Below are 16775 nucleotides of genomic sequence, written 5' to 3'. Positions count from 1 at the left end.
GAGCCTGCTCGCGAAGGCGGTATTTCAGTCACTGAGATGTCGACTGACACTCCGCCTTCGCGAGCAAGCTCACTCCCATCAGGTTTGCATCAGGTCTCGGGTTGGGCGATGACCTGATCTGCAGCATCTTCACTGCGATGCAGCGCGACCTGGCGGATCGACAAACGAATCTCCGCCGGCAACACGCGCTTGGCCGCACCTTCGGCGAGTTCGCCAAGCAGCTCGTGATAACTCAGTTTGCCGGCCTCATCGCGGCGCAGCACGTCGAGGTCGAGCATCGTCTGGATGAAGTGACGGAACAGGCTCTTGTCGAAGAACTCCGGGGCGTTGAGGCCGTGGAGGATCGACAGGCGCTGGGCCATGACGGTGCAGAGGTCTTCCAGCTCTTCGGCGCTGACGGTGTTCTGGCCGCTGTTGAGCAGCAAGGACACGGTCATGTAGAAGCGCTGCAAGGTCTGGGCGATGCTCTTCGACAGCAGCGTCAGCAGGACGAAATGCCGCGAACTTGGCGCCGGACGCAGGTACACATCCTTCTCGAAACGCAGCAGGCCTTGTTCGACGAATGCGTCGAGCCACTGATCGACCACACCGTCCAGTTCGTCCAGCGTCCAGCGAATGAACAGTTCCGATTGCAGGTACGGATACAGCGCGCGGGTGTAGCGCAGGATCTGTTCGCGGCTCATGCGCGAGGCGCTCTGGAAGAAGCTCGCCAGCAGTGCCGGCAGGGCGAAGATGTGCAACACGTTGTTGCGGTAGTAGGTCATCAGGACGGCATTCTGCTCATCCAGATAGAGAATCTTGCCCAATGCATCGTTCTGCTCGGCGAGCAGATCCATGTCCTTCACATGCTCGATCAGCGCACGGCCATCGCCTTCCGGCAAGGTGGTGTGCGGCGAGTACGGGACTTTGCGCAGCAGCGCCAGGTATAGATCCAGCACCCGCGCCATGGCGCGATCGTCCAGCGCCAGACGTGTAGTCGACAGCAGCGCCAGCGCCACCAAGTTGACCGGGTTGATCGCCGCCGCTTCGTTGAGATGCTGCGCAACTTTTTCGCCAAGGCGATTGGTGGTTTCGTTAAGCCATGCCGGTTTGTACTGCGGGCCGAGTTCCTGCTGACGCCAGTCCGGTTGCTCGGCGTCGAGGAATTCTGCGAGTTTGATCGGCTCGCCGAAGTTCACCGCGACCTGACCGAAACGCTGCTTGAGCGCACCGATGACTTTGAAAATGTCGAAGATCGATTCTTTCTTCTTGCTCGCACCGCGCAGCTCGCCAAGGTAGGTGCGACCTTCCAGCACGCGCTCGTAGCCGATGTACACCGGCACAAACACGATCGGCATGCGCGACGAACGCAGGAAGCTGCGCATCGTAATCGCGAGCATTCCGGTCTTCGGTTGCAACATGCGCCCGGTACGCGAGCGGCCGCCCTCGACGAAGTACTCGACCGGGAAGCCTTTGGTGAACAGGGTGTGCAGGTATTCGTTGAACACCGAGGTGTACAGCGGATTGCCCTTGAACGTGCGACGCATGAAGAATGCGCCGCCACGGCGCAGCAGGCTGCCGATCACCGGCATGTTCAGGTTGATCCCGGCGGCAATGTGCGGCGGGGTCAGGCCGTTGCGGAACAGCAGATACGACAGCAGCAGGTAGTCGATGTGGCTGCGGTGACACGGCACATAGATCACTTCGTGACCCTGGGCGACTTTCTGCACGCCTTCGATGTGGTTGACCTTGATGCCGTCGTAAATCTTGTTCCAGAACCAGCTCAGCACCACTTCGAGGAAGCGGATCGCGGTGTAGGTGTAGTCCGAGGCGATTTCGTTGCCGTAGCGCAGGGCCTGCGCCTTGGCTTTTTCCGCGGAGATGTTTTCGCGCTCGGCTTCGTCGAGGATCGCTTGCTTGACCAACGGCTGGTTGAGCAGACCTTTGACCAGGTTGCGGCGGTGGGAAATGTCCGGGCCGATGACGGCTGCTTTCAGATTTCGGAAGTGTACGCGCAGGATGCGCTGGGCCATGCGCACGGTGCGTTCGTGGCCCTTGTTGTGTTCGATCAATTCGCGCAGATGGATCGGCGCGGAGAACTGCACGCGGGTTTTACGGCCGAGGACGATGATGCTCAGCAGCCGACGCAGGCGCCCGGTAACGGCCCAGCTGTCAGCAAACAGCAGTTTCCACGGACTGTTTTCGCTGTCCGGCGACTGGCCCCAGAACACGCTGACCGGAATGATCTGCGCGTCTTCGGCAGCGTTCTGCGTCAGCGCACTGACCAGTCGGGTCAGGGTCGGCGGTGCACCGCGTTTGTCCTGGCGGCCGAGCCAGTCTGGATCCGGCGTCAGGTAGAAGAACGCCGCCGGTTCGATCAGCGAACCCACCGATACCGGCAGCACCGGACGCGGCAGGCCGGCCTTGGTGCACTCGGTGTCGAGCACGGCCAGATCAGTCAGCGAAGGGTTTTGCAGGACGTAGAACACCGGACGACTGCGGTCGAGGTTGAGGGTGAACGACGACTGGTTGATCGTCTCCGAGCGAACCCAGAGGTACAACAGTCGGCGCAGGGTGCCAAACACAAGACGGCGGAACGGGGAACGGGTCATACGGCTTCTGCGTGAGTGAATAAAACCGAGCGGTTGCTCGGGAGGTCGACAGTTTGCCGTATTCACCGAAAATCGGCAAAAAAGCGGCGAAGTAATCTCCTGTTGAGAGTTTTCGCACCTGTCATATACTCGGCGGTCTGTCGCCGGGGCCCTTTTATGGACGTCGGACGCAGGCTGACGTTCCTCTAAGGCTTTCCTGCGAAAAGCCTGTTCAATAATAAAAAAGGAGTATGAACAGATGGCAACACGTGAAACCGGCAACGTGAAGTGGTTCAACGACGCCAAAGGCTACGGCTTTATTCAGCGCGAAGACGGGGTGGACGTGTTCGTGCACTACCGCGCGATTCGCGGCGAGGGGCATCGGTCGCTGACTGAAGGCCAGCAGGTTGAGTACGCGGTGATTACTGGCGAGAAGGGTTTGCAGGCGGAAGACGTTGTAGGCCTGTAAGTCGCTGAAAACCACTGTGGGAGCGAGCCTGCTCGCGAATGCGTAGTGTCAGTCGATATGAATGGTGACTGATACACCACATTCGCGAGCAGGCTCGCTCCCACATGGGATCTATGTTGCCTGTTTTTACGCGGTTTTCCAGGTGATTTCTTCTTCACCGTCTTCGCTGATGCGCATCCAGCGATCCGCTGTTTCCTCGCCTTCTTCTTCAACCCACGTGCCCGGCGCGCAACGCACTTCCACGTTCAGCGCAGCGAATGCGGCGCGGGCGCAGGCGATGTCGTCGTCCCATGGGGTCTGGTCGCTTTCCAGGTACAGGCTGTTCCATTTGCCCACGGCTTTCGGCAGCCAGGTCACCGGCACGTTGCCGGCCTTGCACTTGTAGGTCTGGCCTTTTTGTACCCAGTCGCTGCACGGGCCAAGCGCGGCGCCCAGCCAGGCCGAAATGGCCTTGTGGTCGACGTCGGCGTCTTTCAGGTAAATCTCGATGTCCGGTTGGCGCATGGATGTCCTCACTGCGGGTCTGAAAAATCCATTCGCGGATTTAGCCGGCCCCGGGCACTCGCCCGAGACCAAAAGTTATTGAAGAACGAAATAATCGTAGCGCATCGATACGGTGGTCTCGAACGGCTCGGCCTGCTCGATCACCGCCGCACGACGCTCGGCACTGGCGCGCCAGCCGTGGGGTGTCATCGCCAACAGGTTGGCGCGATCCTCGGGTTTGTCCAGCGTCAGCTTGAATTCCAGGGTTTCACTGTGCGCCAGCGCCATGCCTTGCGGCACCAGGGCCAGATGCTTGTCGTCGGTGTATTCGCGCACTTCGTCGTACAGGCGTTCGCGTAATTCCATCAGGTGGCCGCTGGTCGGGCCGACTTTCATCAGACCGCCGCCGACGCTGAGCAGACGCTTGGCTTCTTCCCAGTCCAACGGACTGAAAACACTGGCGAGAAACCGGCAACTGCCCGATGCCAACGGCACACGGGCCATGCTGGCGATCAACCAGGTGATCGCCGGATTACGTTTGCAGGCGCGTTTGACCGCTTCACGGGAAATATCCAGCGCGTAGCCATCGGCGTTCGGCAAGGCCTCGGCGATTTGCGCGGTGTAATAACCCTCGCCACAGCCGATGTCGACCCAGCGATCCGGCGCGTAACTCGCCGCCAGCTCGGCCAGACGCTTGGCCACCGGCGCGTAATGGCCAGCGTTCAAGAAATCACGGCGCGCTTCGACCATGGCCTGGTTATCGCCAGGGTCGCGGCTGTTCTTGTGCTGCACCGGCAGCAGGTTCAGGTAACCCTGGCGCGCGCGGTCGAAGCGGTGGCCGGCGGGGCAGACCACGCCGTTGTCCACCGCATTCAGCGGTTCATTGCAGATGGGGCAAGCAAGCATCAGGCGAGCAACTTGATCATTGTCTGGTAGTAGATCTCGGTCAGTACGTCGAGATCCGCCGCCAGCACGCGTTCGTTGACCTGGTGAATGGTCGCGTTGACCGGGCCCAGTTCAACCACTTGCGTGCCCATGGTTGCGATAAAGCGGCCATCGGAGGTGCCGCCGCTGGTCGACGCCTTGGTCTCGCGACCGGTGATGTCCTTGATGCTCGCCGACACCGCGTCGAGCAGTGCGCCCGGTTCGGTGAGGAACGGCAGGCCGGACAGCGCCCAGTCGATGTGCCAGTCCAGATCGTGCTTGTCGAGAATGTCAGCCACGCGTTTCTGCAGGCCTTCAACGGTCGATTCGGTAGAGAAGCGGAAGTTGAACACCGCCACCAGATCGCCCGGAATCACGTTGGTCGCGCCGGTGCCGGAGTTGACGTTGGAAATCTGGAAACTGGTCGGCGGGAAGAAATCGTTGCCGTGATCCCAGTGTTCGGCGGCCAGTTCGGCCAGCGCCGGAGCAGCGAGGTGGATAGGATTCTTCGCCAGATGGGGGTAAGCGACGTGGCCCTGAATGCCTTTGACCGTGAGCTTGGCGCCCAGCGAGCCGCGACGGCCGTTTTTCACCACGTCGCCGACCAATGTGGTGCTCGACGGTTCGCCGACGATGCACCAGTCCAGACGCTCGTTACGCGCGGCCAAGCGCTCGACCACAGCCTTGGTGCCGTGGTGCGCCGGGCCTTCTTCGTCGCTGGTGATCAGGAACGCGACCTTGCCCTTGTGGTTCGGATAGTCGGCGACGAAGCGCTCAGCGGCGACGGTCATCGACGCCAGGCTGCCTTTCATGTCCGCCGCGCCACGGCCGCAGAGCATGCCGTGTTCATCGATCAGCGCGTTGAACGGGTCGATCTGCCACGCCGTCACAGGGCCGGTCGGCACCACGTCGGTGTGGCCGGCGAAGCACAGCACCGGGCCATCGTTGTTGCCGTGGGTGGCCCAGAAGTTATCCACATCTTCGATGCGCATCGGCTCGAGAGTGAAACCGGCATCGCCCAGGCGCTGCATCATCTGCTTCTGGCAATCGGCGTCGACCGGCGTCACGGACGGACGGCGGATCAGGTCGATGGCGAGTTGGAGGGTCGGCGAAAGGTCGGCGTGGGCCGTCATGGAAAACTCCGAAGATCATGAATGTGGGCGCGGACTAACTGTAGGAGTGAGCCTGCTCGCGATAGCGGTGTGTCAGTCAACGTAACTTTTGATTGTTACACCGCTATCGCGAGCAGGCTCACTCCTACAGGAATTGGGTTTGGCCAATGAGCCGAACGCCGCCAAGCCCCGCAAAATGGCGGTTATCTTAAAGCAAAACGGCGACCATTGGCCGCCGTTTAGTGCATCGATGAGGATTTAGACGACCGGCGCAGGCTCCGGTGCAGCCGCAGGTTTGGGCAGCGACGACAGGAACGCCATGATCAGCGCCGCCAGATACGGCAGCGACTGCACCAGCAACATCACCACCCAGAAGCGCATGTCGTTGCTCGGCATGCCGTTGACCAGGAAGATCCCCAGCGCCGCGCCCCACAACAGCAGCATGATGAACAGCTCTTCCCGCGCTTCGGAAATCGCCACCCAGAAGCCGTGGTTGTCAGCGTTTTTCGGCGTGCGGAAGAACGGAATGCTGCTGGTGAAGAAGCCGTACAGCACCGCTTTGGCGATGGTGTGCGACAACGCCAGCCCGGCCAGTGCCGCGCAGAAGGCATCTTTCAGGTTCACGCCAACGGCGCGACGGTAGAGGAAGATGATCTTGCCGACCTTGAACACGAACAACGCCAGAGGCGGGATTGCGAAGATCAGCAGCGGCGGATCGACCCGTTGCGGCACGATGATCATTGCCGCCGACCACAACAGCGCGCCGACGGTGAAGAAGATGTTCATGCCGTCCGCCACCCACGGCAACCAGCCCGCGAGGAAGTGGTAACGCTGGCCGCGTGTCAGTTCGGTGTCCTTGCCGCGCAGCAGGCTGCCGGTGTGACGTTTGATGATCTGGATCGCGCCGTAAGCCCAGCGGAAACGCTGTTTCTTGAAGTCGATAAACGTATCCGGCATCAGACCCTTGCCGTAGCTGTCGTGGTAATACGCCGCCGACAGGCCTTTTTCGAACACGCGCAGACCGAGTTCGGCGTCTTCACAGATGCACCAGTCAGCCCAACCCAACTCTTCCAGCACCGAGCGACGGGTCATGGTCATGGTGCCGTGCTGGATGATCGCGTCACGGTCGTTACGGGTAACCATGCCGATGTGGAAGAAGCCTTTGTATTCGGCGTAGCAGAGCTTCTTGAAGGTGCTTTCGTTCTGATCGCGGTAATCCTGCGGCGACTGCACCACAGCGATTTTCGGGTCGGCGAAGTGCGGCACCATGTGCTTGAGCCAGTTCGGGTGCACGCAGTAATCGGAGTCGATCACGGCGATCACTTCGGCATCCTTGGCGGTGTGCGGAATCAGGTAGTTCAGCGCGCCGCCCTTGAAACCGGCCAGGGGCGAGACGTGGAAGAACTTGAAGCGCGGGCCGAGGGTTGCGCAGTAGTCGCGCACCGGTTCCCACACCGCCGGGTCCTTGGTGTTGTTGTCGATGATCAGGACTTCGTAGTCCGGATAATCGAGGGCGGCGAGGGCGTCGAGGGTCTGTTTGACCATCTCCGGCGGCTCGTTGTAGCACGGCACGTGGATCGACACTTTCGGGCGATAGCTGGAGTCGCCCTCGACCGGCAGGAACTCACGTCGACGCTTGTGAATCCATACCGCTTCGGCCAGTTCATGCGCCTCGGTCAGCAAGACGATAAACACCCCAAGCGCACCCAGCGCCAAGAGGAAGCCGACGGTCAAACTGAACCATGTGCTGTATTGCAGGCTGTAGTCGTAACCGATCCATACCAGCACCGAACCGCAAAGGAACGCGATGAAGGTCAGGAAGATCCGCCCACGCTGGCGCAACGCCGAGCCGTCGATCATCAGCAGGGTCAGCGACAGCAACGCCAACACCACCGAACCGACGGCCAGCACACGCCATTGCGGAATCGCCACCACCGGGCCTTCGAAGTTGAATTTCTGCTGGCGCGCGGCGTTGAACACGCCCCAATAGGCGCCGACCGAACCTTCGTCACTGGCCTTCCACGGCTGGTCGAACGCTTCGATCACGAAGTAGTTGAAACCTTGGCGGTTGAGTTTGTTGACCAGGGTGCGCAGGTAGATCGCCTGATCCGCCGGCGATGCATCGGCGCCACCGCGCATGCGACCGTTGCTCGGCCAGCCGACTTCGGAGAGCAGCAATGGTTTTTTCGGGAAGAGCTTTTTCAGGTCGCGGGCGCGGTCGAAAACGAACTGCCCGGCCTTTTCGACCGGAATGAACTCCCAGTACGGCAGAACGTGGGCGGCGATCAGGTCAACGTGCTTGGCCAGTTCCGGGTGTTCTTCCCAGACGTGCCATTGCTCGGACGTGGTCACCGGCACTTTCACCGCCGCGCGCACGCGATCGAGCAATACGCTCAGCTCTTGGGCGGTGATTTCCTTACGGAAGATCGCTTCGTTACCGACCACCACGCGCACCACGCTGCGTGAAGTGTTGGCCAGTTCGATGGCGCGGGTGATTTCCCGTTCGTTGCGTTCCTGGTCGGGGCTGATCCAGATCCCCAGCGTCACGCGCAGGCCGAATTCTTCGGCCAGTTTCGGGATGTCTTGCAACGAGCCGTCGACCGAGTAGATGCGGATGTTGTCCGTCAGCTTGCTCATGATCTCCAGGTCGCGGCGCATCTCTTCGTCAGACGGATATTGATCCTTCTGTGGGTATTGGCCCTGCTGGAATGGCGAATAGGAGAAACCGGAGATCTGCTCCGGCCAGTTCGGCGCGGAAACCGGGCGATTGATCAGCGCCCAGAAACCGGTGAACAGGGCGGCGATTGCCAGAACCACCACCAGGTTGAGTCCAAATTTACGCGATGACATAGCTATTTCGGGTTCCAAAGGCTGTGGAACGAAGGATCGGTCGGCTAGACGCCCGAGGGGCGCGCATCCTACACCGGCAGTTCACAAGTCGTACATCAGACAGGGAAATGCCCGACATTGGGCAGCCGACTTTGACTTAAGTTCTTACACTTGTAGCTGATGTTTAGAACTTGTCGCCGCATAGCCCTATAATGCGCGCCGGTTTTTGGGGTAATGGTCATGAGTACAGAAGATCCGCGGTTTGCAGGCATCGCCCGTTTGTATGGCATTGAAGGCCTGGAGCGCCTGCGCGCGGCCCATGTGGCGATCGTCGGCGTCGGTGGCGTCGGTTCCTGGGCGGCGGAAGCCATGGCCCGCTGTGGCGTCGGCGAGATTTCGCTGTTCGACCTCGATGACGTCTGCGTCAGCAACGCCAACCGCCAGTTGCATGCGCTGGACAGCACCGTCGGCAAACCCAAGGTCGAAGTGATGGCCGAGCGTCTGCGCGGGATCAACCCGGATTGCACCGTGCACGCCGTGGCGGATTTCGTCACCCGCGACACCATGGCTGAATACATCACGCCGAACATCGACTGCGTGATCGACTGCATCGACGCGGTCAACGCCAAGGCTGCGCTGATCGCCTGGTGCAAGCGCCGCAAGATCCAGATCATCACCACTGGCGGTGCGGGCGGGCAGATTGATCCGACGCTGATTCAGGTGTGCGATCTCAACCGCACCTTCAACGATCCGTTGGCCTCGAAAGTGCGCTCGACGTTGCGTCGCGATTATGGCTTCTCGCGCACCGTGACCCGTCATTACAGCGTGCCGTGCGTGTTTTCCACGGAGCAACTGCGCTACCCGAAACCGGATGGCAGCATCTGTTTGCAGAAGAGTTTTGTCGGCGATGGCGTGAAACTGGACTGCGCGGGTGGGTTTGGCGCAGTGATGATGGTCACGGCGACGTTCGGCATGGTCGCGGCGACCAAGGCTGTGGACAAGATTGTCGCGGGTGTGCGGCGTCCGGCTGACCGAGTCAAATCTGACGCCTGACCGGTTGATCGTTCCCACGCTCCGCGTGGGAATGCAGCCCGGGACGCTCCGCGTCCCATCCAGAGCCGAACGCGGAGCGTCCGTTGAGGCATTCCCACGCAGAGCGTGGGAACGATCAGTCAGCGAGCCAACTCATTCATTCGCTGGAGCACGGCATTCAGGCCATTGCTGCGCGAGGGCGATAGCTGGCGGGACAGGCCGAGCTGATTAAACCAATCCGGCAAATCGATTTGTTTTAAATCAGCCGCCGACAAGCCGTTAACCCGTAATAGCAACAACGCCACCAACCCGCGAATCATCCGCGCATCGCTGCTGGCGCTGAACTGCCAGTGACCGTCGTGCAGCTCGCCAACCAGCCACACCTGACTCTCACAGCCATGCACCCGGTTGGCTTCGCACTTGTCCGTGTCATCCAACGGCGGCAGACGATCACCAAACTGCATTAACAATCGCGCCCGCTGTTCCCAGCCCGCCGCGCTCTGAAAAGTCTGCAACGCCTCTGCCGCTTCGACCGGCAAGCTCATCGCAACAACTCCAGCGCCTGATCCAGCGCTTCAAAGAACCGCTCCAGATCTTCCGAATCGTTGTACAGCGCCAGTGACACCCGAATCGCCCCGGCCAGCTCAAAGCTTTTCAGCAGCGGCATTGCGCAGTGATGCCCGGCGCGCACGGCGATACCTTGCTCGGTCAAAAGATGCGCGAGATCGGCGTTATGCACACCGTCGACGACAAAACTCGCCAGCGCCAATTGCGGCTTGCCGAGCAGACGAATGCCGTTACGCGCCGCGAGTCCATGCAGCAAATAGTCATGCAGCGCGGCTTCATGAGCAGACACCGCGTCCTGATCCAGACCCGCCAGATAATCCAGCGTAGCGCCAAGACCGATGACACTGGCAATCGGCGGCGTACCGGCCTCGAAACCCAGCGGAGCAGGGCGAAAGCGCGAGTCGTGATAGTTGGCTTCCAGCACCATTTCGCCGCCGAACTGCCAAGGCTTCAGCTGTTCAAGCGCAACATTGCGCCCAAACAGCACGCCGAGGCCATCGGGGCCATACAGTTTGTGGCTGGAAAACACATAAAAGTCGCAACCCAGCGCCTGCACGTCATGCCGACCATGCACCACGCCTTGCGCGCCATCGACCACGGTCAGCGCGTTCTGCGCCTTGGCCATGCCCAGCAGCGCCGACAATGGCTGCCAGGCGCCGAGCACGTTGGACAACTGGCTGACCGCCAGCAAGCGCGTGCGCGGGCCGATCAGATGCACGGCGGCCGCAAGGTCGATCAAACCGTGGGCATCCAGCGGCAGAATCACCAGCTTCAGATTGCGCCGTTGCGCCAGTTGCTGCCATGGCAGCAGGTTGGCGTGATGCTCCAGGGCGCTGATGACAATTTCATCGCCCGGTTGGAATAGATGTTCCAGGCCATAAGCCAGGAGATTCAGCGCACTGGTGGCGCCGTGGCTAAAGATGATCTGCCCGCTGTCACCGGCATTCAGCCACTGGGCAACCTTCAGCCGACTGTCCTCGAACGCCTGCGTGGCATGGGCGCCCGGCAGGTGTTGCGCACGATGCACATTGGCTGCGCCATTGGCGTAGTAATGCGTCAGTGCGTCGAGCAGGGCTTGGGGTTTTTGCGTGGTAGCGGCGTTGTCCAGATAGGTCTGGTCTTGCCGTTGCAGAGCGGCGATGGCCGGAAAATCGGCACGCCAGGGGGAGGGAATCATCATCTGTTCAGCCCTGTGAACTTGGGCGGGTGTACACAAGACACTGTGGGAGCGAGCCTGCTCGCGAAGGCGTTCTTGAATACGCCAAAAGCTTCGCGAGCAAGCTCGCTCCCACAGGAGGTCGATGTGCTGCTTAGTTGTGAGCGTGCAGCGCTTCGTTCAGTTCGATTGCCGATTTGTGGGTTTTGCATTCCACAGCACCGGTTTCCGAATTGCGACGGAACAGCAGGTCAGTCTGACCGGCCAGCTCACGCGCCTTCACAACCTTGACCAGGTTGTTGTTCTCGTCGAGCAGCGCCACCTTGGTACCAGCGGTCACGTACAGACCCGACTCAACGGTGTTGCGGTCGCCCAACGGGATACCGATACCGGCGTTGGCGCCGATCAGGCAGCCTTCGCCAACCTTGATCACGATGTTGCCGCCGCCCGACAGGGTACCCATGGTCGAGCAGCCGCCACCCAGGTCCGAACCCTTGCCGACGAATACGCCAGCGGAAACGCGGCCTTCGATCATGCCCGGGCCTTCGGTGCCGGCGTTGAAGTTGATGAAACCTTCGTGCATCACGGTGGTGCCTTCACCGACGTAAGCGCCCAGACGCAGACGTGCCGCGTCGGCGATACGCACGCCAGCCGGTACCACGTAGTCGGTCATTTTCGGGAACTTGTCCACCGAGAACACTTCCAGCAGCTCGCCGCGCAGACGGGCTTCCAGTTGCATTTCGGTCAGTTCGCTCAGATCGATGGCGCCCTGGCTGGTCCACGCTACGTTCGGCAGCAGCGGGAAGATCCCGGCCAGGCTCACGCCGTGTGGCTTGACCAGGCGGTGCGACAGCAGGTGCAGCTTGAGGTAGGCCTCAGGCGTCGAGGTCAGCTGTGCATCTTCGGCCAGCAGAGTGGCGACCAGCGGCTTGTGGCTTTCGGCCAGACGGGTCAGCAGTTTGCCTTGCACGGCGTCGATGCCTTTCACGGCTTCAGCCAGTTGCGCAGCCTGAGCGGTGGTGAAGGTGATGGCCTGGTTGCCTTCGGTGTAACCGAGGATCGGCGCAACGGCAGCGACCAGTTCGGCCGAAGGATTGAGCAGTGGCTGTGCGTAGAACACTTCCAGCCATGCGCCTTGACGGTTCTGAGTGCCGACACCAAAGGCGATGCTGAACAGGGAATTGGACATGTAAATACACCTCTACAAAGAGTGACGGGCTGCTTACTTCAGAGCGGCCGCGTAGATATCTGGCTTGAAGCCAATCAGGGTTCGGTCACCGAGATCGAGCACCGGGCGCTTGATCATCGAGGGTTGAGCGAGCATCAGTTCGATGGCTTTCGATTGGTCGAGATCGGCTTTGCGTTCGTCGTCGAGTTTGCGAAAGGTCGTGCCTGCGCGGTTCAACACCGTTTGCCAGCCATGTTCGTCACACCATTGGGTCAGGTGTTCACGGTCGATGCCGGCGCTTTTGTAATCGTGAAAGTCGTAGCTGACAGCGTGCTCATCAAGCCAGGTGCGCGCCTTCTTCATGGTGTCGCAGGCTTTGATGCCGAAAAGGTGCAACGTTTTACTTGAAACGGTCAAGGAATTGCCCCCTTTACAGGTGCTGGAGAAAAATGGTGTCGGATTATGCCATGACCCTTCGGTGAATACGCAAAACCCTGTAGGAGCTGTCGAGTGAAACGAGGCTGCGATCTTTTGATTGTGTCTTTAAAGATCAAAAGATCGCAGCGTGCCGCAGCTCCTACACATTGGTGTGCGGACATCAATTGGGGCAGTGCGACATAGGTGCAACGGTCAGACGCATCCTAAGCGGCTAATATGGCAGTTCAACGCTGTCGATTGTCTGAGATTTCCGCTTTATGCAAACCGCTTACACCGTCCTGATCCTGCTGATGCTGGTCAGCGTTTCGAGGCTAGTCGGACGGGTCATCCCGTTGCCACTGCCGCTGGTACAAATCGCCGCCGGCGCATTGCTCGCCTGGCCGACCTTGGGTTTGCACGTGGCGCTCGATCCCGAGTTGTTCCTGTTTCTATTCCTGCCGCCCCTGCTGTTTTCCGATGGCTGGCGCATGCCCAAGCGTGAGCTCTGGCACCTGCGCGGCCCGATCCTGACCTTGGCGGTGGGGCTGGTGTTGTTCACCGTGGTCGGCGCCGGTTACTTCATTCATTGGTTGTTGCCATCAATTCCGTTGCCGGTGGCTTTCGCCCTGGCGGCAGTGTTGTCGCCGACGGACGCCGTGGCGGTGTCGGCTATTTCGCAAAACCGTTTGCCGACCCCGCTGATGCATATATTGCAGGGCGAGGCGCTGATGAACGATGCCTCCGGTCTGGTGACCTTCAAGTTCGCCCTGGTGGCGGCTATCACAGGGGTGTTCTCACTGACCAACGCCAGCCTCACCTTTGTCGTGGTGGCGCTCGGTGGGTTGGCGGTCGGCGTGGCATTGAGCTGGCTGGTCGGGCGCTTGCGGGCGTGGATGATCGCTCGAGGTTGGGACGATCCCGCGACGCACGTTGTGTTCATGTTACTGCTGCCGTTCGCCGCTTATGTGCTGGCGGAACGTCTTGGCGTCTCGGGCATTCTCTCAGCCGTGGCGGCAGGGATGATGCAGAGCTGGCTCGATCTGTTGCCTCGTCAGACCAGCACCCGCTTGCTCAATCGCAGTGTCTGGTCGCTGCTGGAGTTCGCCTTCAACGGTTTGATCTTCCTGCTGCTGGGCCTGCAATTGCCGGACATCATCAAAGCTGTGGTCAGCCATGAACCGACATTGTGGCCGACGCTGTTCTATCGCTGTCTGGATGTCGTGGCAATTTTTCTGGCGCTGGTATTGCTGCGGTTTATCTGGGTGCAGAGCATCTGGCGCTTGTCGGTGCTGCTGCGCCGCTTGCGCGGCAAGGGCGAGCTGACGCAGGTACCGACCGCGCGCTCCTGCTGGCTGCTGACCGTCGGCGGGGTGCGTGGAGCGGTGACGCTGGCCGGTGTGATGTCGGTGCCGATGTTGATGGGGGCCGATGCTTTTCCCGAGCGTGATCTGCTGATTTTCATTGCCGCCGGGGTGATCCTGTTGTCGCTGGTGTCGGCTTGCATCGCCTTGCCGCTGTTGTTGCGCGGAATTGAAAAGAGCCCGGATGACAAACGTCGCCAGGAAGTGCGCGATGCTTGGCGCAAGACCGCCGAAGCGGCGATTCATGCCCTGGAAACTGAGGAGGTCGCCCCGCAGGACGCCGCTCAAGCCGCTCTCTCGGCGGAACTCAAGGCGCGGATCATGTCCGAGTATCGCCATCAACTGGAAGTTTTCAACGATTCGGCAGAAGCCCAGGCGCTAGCGTTCCAGATGGATCTGCTGGAACGCCGTTTGCGTTTGAAGGCGCTGCGGGCACAACGCCTTGAACTTTACAGCTTGAGTCGCCAACACGAGATTGGTGATGACGTCCTGCGAGAAGTGTTGGCAGATCTTGATTTAAGCGAAGCAAACCTGGGGCAGGTCAAATAACCATGCACTGGCGGATAAAGTCATTCGCTTGCTTGCGGTGGATAGGGGTAGGCCTTTGCCATGAAGGCTTTGTCGTGTTCACTGAGTTCCAGATTAGGAAAGATCTGGAAGTCACCTTCAGTCCAGGTCTGCTGGATGACGTAGTGCATGATCGATTTACGGTCATACGTTGAATAAAGACTTTCGCTCGGGTCGGCACGGTCAAGGTACAACTGGTTCAGTTTATTGCGTGTTACTCCGGCCTGATAGTCATCTTCCTCGGAGTTGTCGGTGATTCCATGACTCTCATAAAGGGCTGTTCTATTCCAGGGGATGTTGGCTGTCGGATTGGTTTGTTCGTGTTCTGCGCCGAGCATATGGCCAAACTCATGCATGACGTTCGCTGCGAAATAACGTGCATGATTACTCGAGTGTGGCCAGAGCCGCATGGTGGGTTCATCGGTGTCGAGCAATGCATCGGTGCCAATCTGCGACCAGAACGTGCCATTTTCGCTGAGTATGCGGATATCACCTTCTGCCCCCTCGACGAAGTTGAACTTCAAATTTATGTGTGCCAGCCAGTTACTGGCGGCGGAACGGACGGCTTGTTTGAATTCAGGCGTGCCATTAAGGAAGGCGATACGCAACGTCTGGCCAGGAGTCCACAGTTTGGAGGGATTGTTTCGGGCCCACATTATTGTTGTACTCCGCTTCCGGTTTGAATGGTTGCGAGCATTATGCTGAAGCCGATATTAGTGGTCGGGTTCATGATTGAACTTCCTTGTTTTGATATTTGATATTAGTTAACAGTTAAAACTGCGCAGCGTGATACGCAGCTCGATAGTAAGCTGTTAAATGGACTAAGGCGGGATACAAGTTTATTGAGTTGTGTCTTTGCAGGGGGAAGTTACCGTGCCAGTTTTACTGGCACGGTAATGTTGCTTAGCGTTGGCGAGTCATGAACGCGCGAATCCGTTCCGCGGCTTCCACGCATTCAGCCAGCGGCGCCACGAGTGCCATGCGTACACGGCCGGCCCCTGGGTTGACGCCGTCGACATCGCGCGAAAGATAGGATCCCGGCACCACGGTCACGTGCTCTTCGGCGAACAAATCACGGCAGAACGCCGCGTCATCGCCGTTCACATTCGGCCACAAATAGAAACTGCCATCCGGACGCTGAACATCCATCACCGGGCTGAGGATCTCCAGCACCGCATCGAACTTTTCGCGGTACAGCGCGCGATTGGCGCGCACATGCACTTCGTCATTCCACGCAGCCACGCTGGCCAGTTGCGTTTGCACCGGCATCGCGCAGCCGTGGTAGGTGCGATACAGCAGGAAACCTTTGAGGATATCGGCGTCGCCCGCCACAAAACCGGAGCGCAGGCCCGGCAGATTGGAGCGCTTGGAGAGGCTGTGAAACACCACGCAGCGCTTGAAATCCTTGCGGCCCAGTTCGACGCAGGCAGTGAGCAGGCCTGGCGGTGGCGTCTGTTCGTCGAAGTACAGTTCGCTATAGCACTCGTCGGCGGCGATCACGAAGTCGTATTCGTCGGCCAGGGCGATCAGTTTCTTCAGGGTGTCGACCGGGATCAGCGCGCCGGTCGGGTTACCCGGCGAGCAGAGGAACAGGATCTGGCAGCGTTTCCAGATGTCTGGCGAAACGTCATCGAAATCCGGGTTGAAGCCGTTTTCGTCAAGGCACGGCAGGTAATGCGGCTTGGCCCCGGCGAGGAACGCAGCGCCCTCGTAGATCTGGTAGAACGGGTTCGGGCTGACTACCAGCGCGTCGTCGCCACGGTTGACCACGGTCTGGGTGAACGCGAACAACGCTTCACGCGTGCCATTGACCGGCAACACGTTGCGCGCCGGATCGATCCAGCCGCCTGGTACGCCGAAACGACGCTCGCACCAGCCGGCGATGGCTTCACGCAGCGCCGGGATGCCGAGGGTGGTCGGGTACACCGCCATCTGATCCAGACTGTTGGCCAGCGTTTCGGCGACAAAGCTTGGCGAGCGATGCTTCGGCTCGCCAATCGACAGCGCGATCGGACGTTTATCCGGGTTCGGGGTCACGGTGCCGAGCAGGGCGCGGAGCTTTTCGAACGGATAGGGCTGGAGCTGGTTCAGAGCGTTGTTCATTGGGGCTGGGTCTCGTG

At 60.0% G+C, this 16775-nt stretch carries 14 protein-coding genes; 3 read left to right on the top strand and 11 right to left on the bottom strand.

Annotation, left to right across the window (positions count from 1 at the left end; genetic code table 11):
- Positions 1–89 precede the first annotated feature (89 nt).
- Complete coding sequence (plsB, locus tag ACOYXJ_RS03735) at positions 90–2591, bottom strand: glycerol-3-phosphate 1-O-acyltransferase PlsB (protein ID WP_150792472.1); 2502 nt, start codon at positions 2589–2591, stop codon at positions 90–92.
- A gap of 238 nt (positions 2592–2829) precedes the next feature.
- Here plsB and ACOYXJ_RS03730 point away from each other — a divergent pair, with 238 nt between their 5' ends.
- On the top strand, positions 2830–3039 hold the full coding sequence (locus ACOYXJ_RS03730) for a cold-shock protein (RefSeq protein ID WP_007908870.1): 210 nt from the start codon (positions 2830–2832) through the stop codon (positions 3037–3039).
- A gap of 126 nt (positions 3040–3165) precedes the next feature.
- On the opposite strand, the gene ACOYXJ_RS03725 is transcribed toward ACOYXJ_RS03730, so the two are convergent.
- The 4 genes from ACOYXJ_RS03725 to ACOYXJ_RS03710 all read right to left on the bottom strand — a co-directional run bounded on the left by ACOYXJ_RS03725 (position 3166) and on the right by ACOYXJ_RS03710 (position 8408).
- Entirely contained in the window at positions 3166–3543 is a 378-nt protein-coding gene (locus tag ACOYXJ_RS03725; RefSeq protein WP_016985110.1) for a hypothetical protein, read from the bottom strand.
- Between the two features lie 75 nt (positions 3544–3618).
- On the bottom strand, positions 3619–4428 hold the full coding sequence (locus ACOYXJ_RS03720) for a putative RNA methyltransferase (protein ID WP_460367954.1): 810 nt from the start codon (positions 4426–4428) through the stop codon (positions 3619–3621).
- Positions 4428–5579 carry a succinyl-diaminopimelate desuccinylase gene (gene dapE, locus ACOYXJ_RS03715; protein ID WP_110720122.1) on the bottom strand — a complete coding sequence of 384 codons (1152 nt, stop codon included), beginning with the start codon at positions 5577–5579 and terminating at the stop codon, positions 4428–4430. Before dapE ends, ACOYXJ_RS03720 begins: the two co-directional genes overlap by 1 nt.
- 237 nt (positions 5580–5816) lie before the next feature.
- Positions 5817–8408, bottom strand: coding sequence for a glycosyltransferase (locus tag ACOYXJ_RS03710; protein ID WP_460367952.1), 2592 nt, complete (start codon positions 8406–8408; stop codon positions 5817–5819).
- A 213-nt stretch (positions 8409–8621) separates the two neighbouring features.
- Between ACOYXJ_RS03710 and tcdA the strand changes: the two genes are divergently transcribed.
- Entirely contained in the window at positions 8622–9440 is an 819-nt protein-coding gene (gene tcdA, locus ACOYXJ_RS03705; protein ID WP_150749450.1) for a tRNA cyclic N6-threonylcarbamoyladenosine(37) synthase TcdA, read from the top strand.
- 119 nt (positions 9441–9559) lie between these two features.
- On the opposite strand, the gene ACOYXJ_RS03700 is transcribed toward tcdA, so the two are convergent.
- The 4 genes from ACOYXJ_RS03700 to ACOYXJ_RS03685 all read right to left on the bottom strand — a co-directional run bounded on the left by ACOYXJ_RS03700 (position 9560) and on the right by ACOYXJ_RS03685 (position 12727).
- Positions 9560–9964, bottom strand: a complete 405-nt coding sequence (locus ACOYXJ_RS03700) for a SufE family protein (protein WP_150792475.1) — start codon at positions 9962–9964, stop codon at positions 9560–9562.
- Positions 9961–11166, bottom strand: a complete 1206-nt coding sequence (locus ACOYXJ_RS03695) for an aminotransferase class V-fold PLP-dependent enzyme (RefSeq protein ID WP_460367950.1) — start codon at positions 11164–11166, stop codon at positions 9961–9963. Before ACOYXJ_RS03695 ends, ACOYXJ_RS03700 begins: the two co-directional genes overlap by 4 nt.
- A gap of 130 nt (positions 11167–11296) precedes the next feature.
- Positions 11297–12331 carry a 2,3,4,5-tetrahydropyridine-2,6-dicarboxylate N-succinyltransferase gene (gene dapD / locus ACOYXJ_RS03690; RefSeq protein ID WP_141128834.1) on the bottom strand — a complete coding sequence of 345 codons (1035 nt, stop codon included), beginning with the start codon at positions 12329–12331 and terminating at the stop codon, positions 11297–11299.
- A 33-nt stretch (positions 12332–12364) separates the two neighbouring features.
- Positions 12365–12727: an ArsC family reductase gene (locus ACOYXJ_RS03685; protein WP_016985102.1), complete on the bottom strand. Its 363-nt coding sequence runs from the start codon at positions 12725–12727 to the stop codon at positions 12365–12367.
- Between the two features lie 278 nt (positions 12728–13005).
- Here ACOYXJ_RS03685 and ACOYXJ_RS03680 point away from each other — a divergent pair, with 278 nt between their 5' ends.
- Positions 13006–14637, top strand: coding sequence for a Na+/H+ antiporter (locus ACOYXJ_RS03680; RefSeq protein WP_150792477.1), 1632 nt, complete (start codon positions 13006–13008; stop codon positions 14635–14637).
- Between the two features lie 20 nt (positions 14638–14657).
- On the opposite strand, the gene ACOYXJ_RS03675 is transcribed toward ACOYXJ_RS03680, so the two are convergent.
- Positions 14658–15311: a zinc metalloprotease gene (locus tag ACOYXJ_RS03675; protein WP_460367947.1), complete on the bottom strand. Its 654-nt coding sequence runs from the start codon at positions 15309–15311 to the stop codon at positions 14658–14660.
- A 247-nt stretch (positions 15312–15558) separates the two neighbouring features.
- Positions 15559–16758: a succinyldiaminopimelate transaminase gene (gene dapC / locus ACOYXJ_RS03670; RefSeq protein ID WP_150706076.1), complete on the bottom strand. Its 1200-nt coding sequence runs from the start codon at positions 16756–16758 to the stop codon at positions 15559–15561.
- Between the last annotated feature and the right edge of the window lie 17 nt (positions 16759–16775).

Source organism: Pseudomonas sp. Tul2A7, from assembly GCF_054790505.1.
This window is presented reverse-complemented; position numbering and strand designations above follow the sequence as displayed.

Coding starts and splice junctions, on each gene's coding strand:
- tcdA (WP_150749450.1), top strand. CDS start 8,622: ATGGTCATGAGTACAGAAGATCCGCGGTTTGCAGGCATCGCCCGTTTG.
- ACOYXJ_RS03710 (WP_460367952.1), bottom strand. CDS start 8,408: ATGTCATCGCGTAAATTTGGACTCAACCTGGTGGTGGTTCTGGCAATC.
- ACOYXJ_RS03695 (WP_460367950.1), bottom strand. CDS start 11,166: ATGATGATTCCCTCCCCCTGGCGTGCCGATTTTCCGGCCATCGCCGCT.
- ACOYXJ_RS03730 (WP_007908870.1), top strand. CDS start 2,830: ATGGCAACACGTGAAACCGGCAACGTGAAGTGGTTCAACGACGCCAAA.
- ACOYXJ_RS03680 (WP_150792477.1), top strand. CDS start 13,006: ATGCAAACCGCTTACACCGTCCTGATCCTGCTGATGCTGGTCAGCGTT.
- plsB (WP_150792472.1), bottom strand. CDS start 2,591: ATGACCCGTTCCCCGTTCCGCCGTCTTGTGTTTGGCACCCTGCGCCGA.
- ACOYXJ_RS03700 (WP_150792475.1), bottom strand. CDS start 9,964: ATGAGCTTGCCGGTCGAAGCGGCAGAGGCGTTGCAGACTTTTCAGAGC.
- dapE (WP_110720122.1), bottom strand. CDS start 5,579: ATGACGGCCCACGCCGACCTTTCGCCGACCCTCCAACTCGCCATCGAC.
- ACOYXJ_RS03725 (WP_016985110.1), bottom strand. CDS start 3,543: ATGCGCCAACCGGACATCGAGATTTACCTGAAAGACGCCGACGTCGAC.
- dapC (WP_150706076.1), bottom strand. CDS start 16,758: ATGAACAACGCTCTGAACCAGCTCCAGCCCTATCCGTTCGAAAAGCTC.
- ACOYXJ_RS03675 (WP_460367947.1), bottom strand. CDS start 15,311: ATGTGGGCCCGAAACAATCCCTCCAAACTGTGGACTCCTGGCCAGACG.
- ACOYXJ_RS03720 (WP_460367954.1), bottom strand. CDS start 4,428: ATGCTTGCTTGCCCCATCTGCAATGAACCGCTGAATGCGGTGGACAAC.
- dapD (WP_141128834.1), bottom strand. CDS start 12,331: ATGTCCAATTCCCTGTTCAGCATCGCCTTTGGTGTCGGCACTCAGAAC.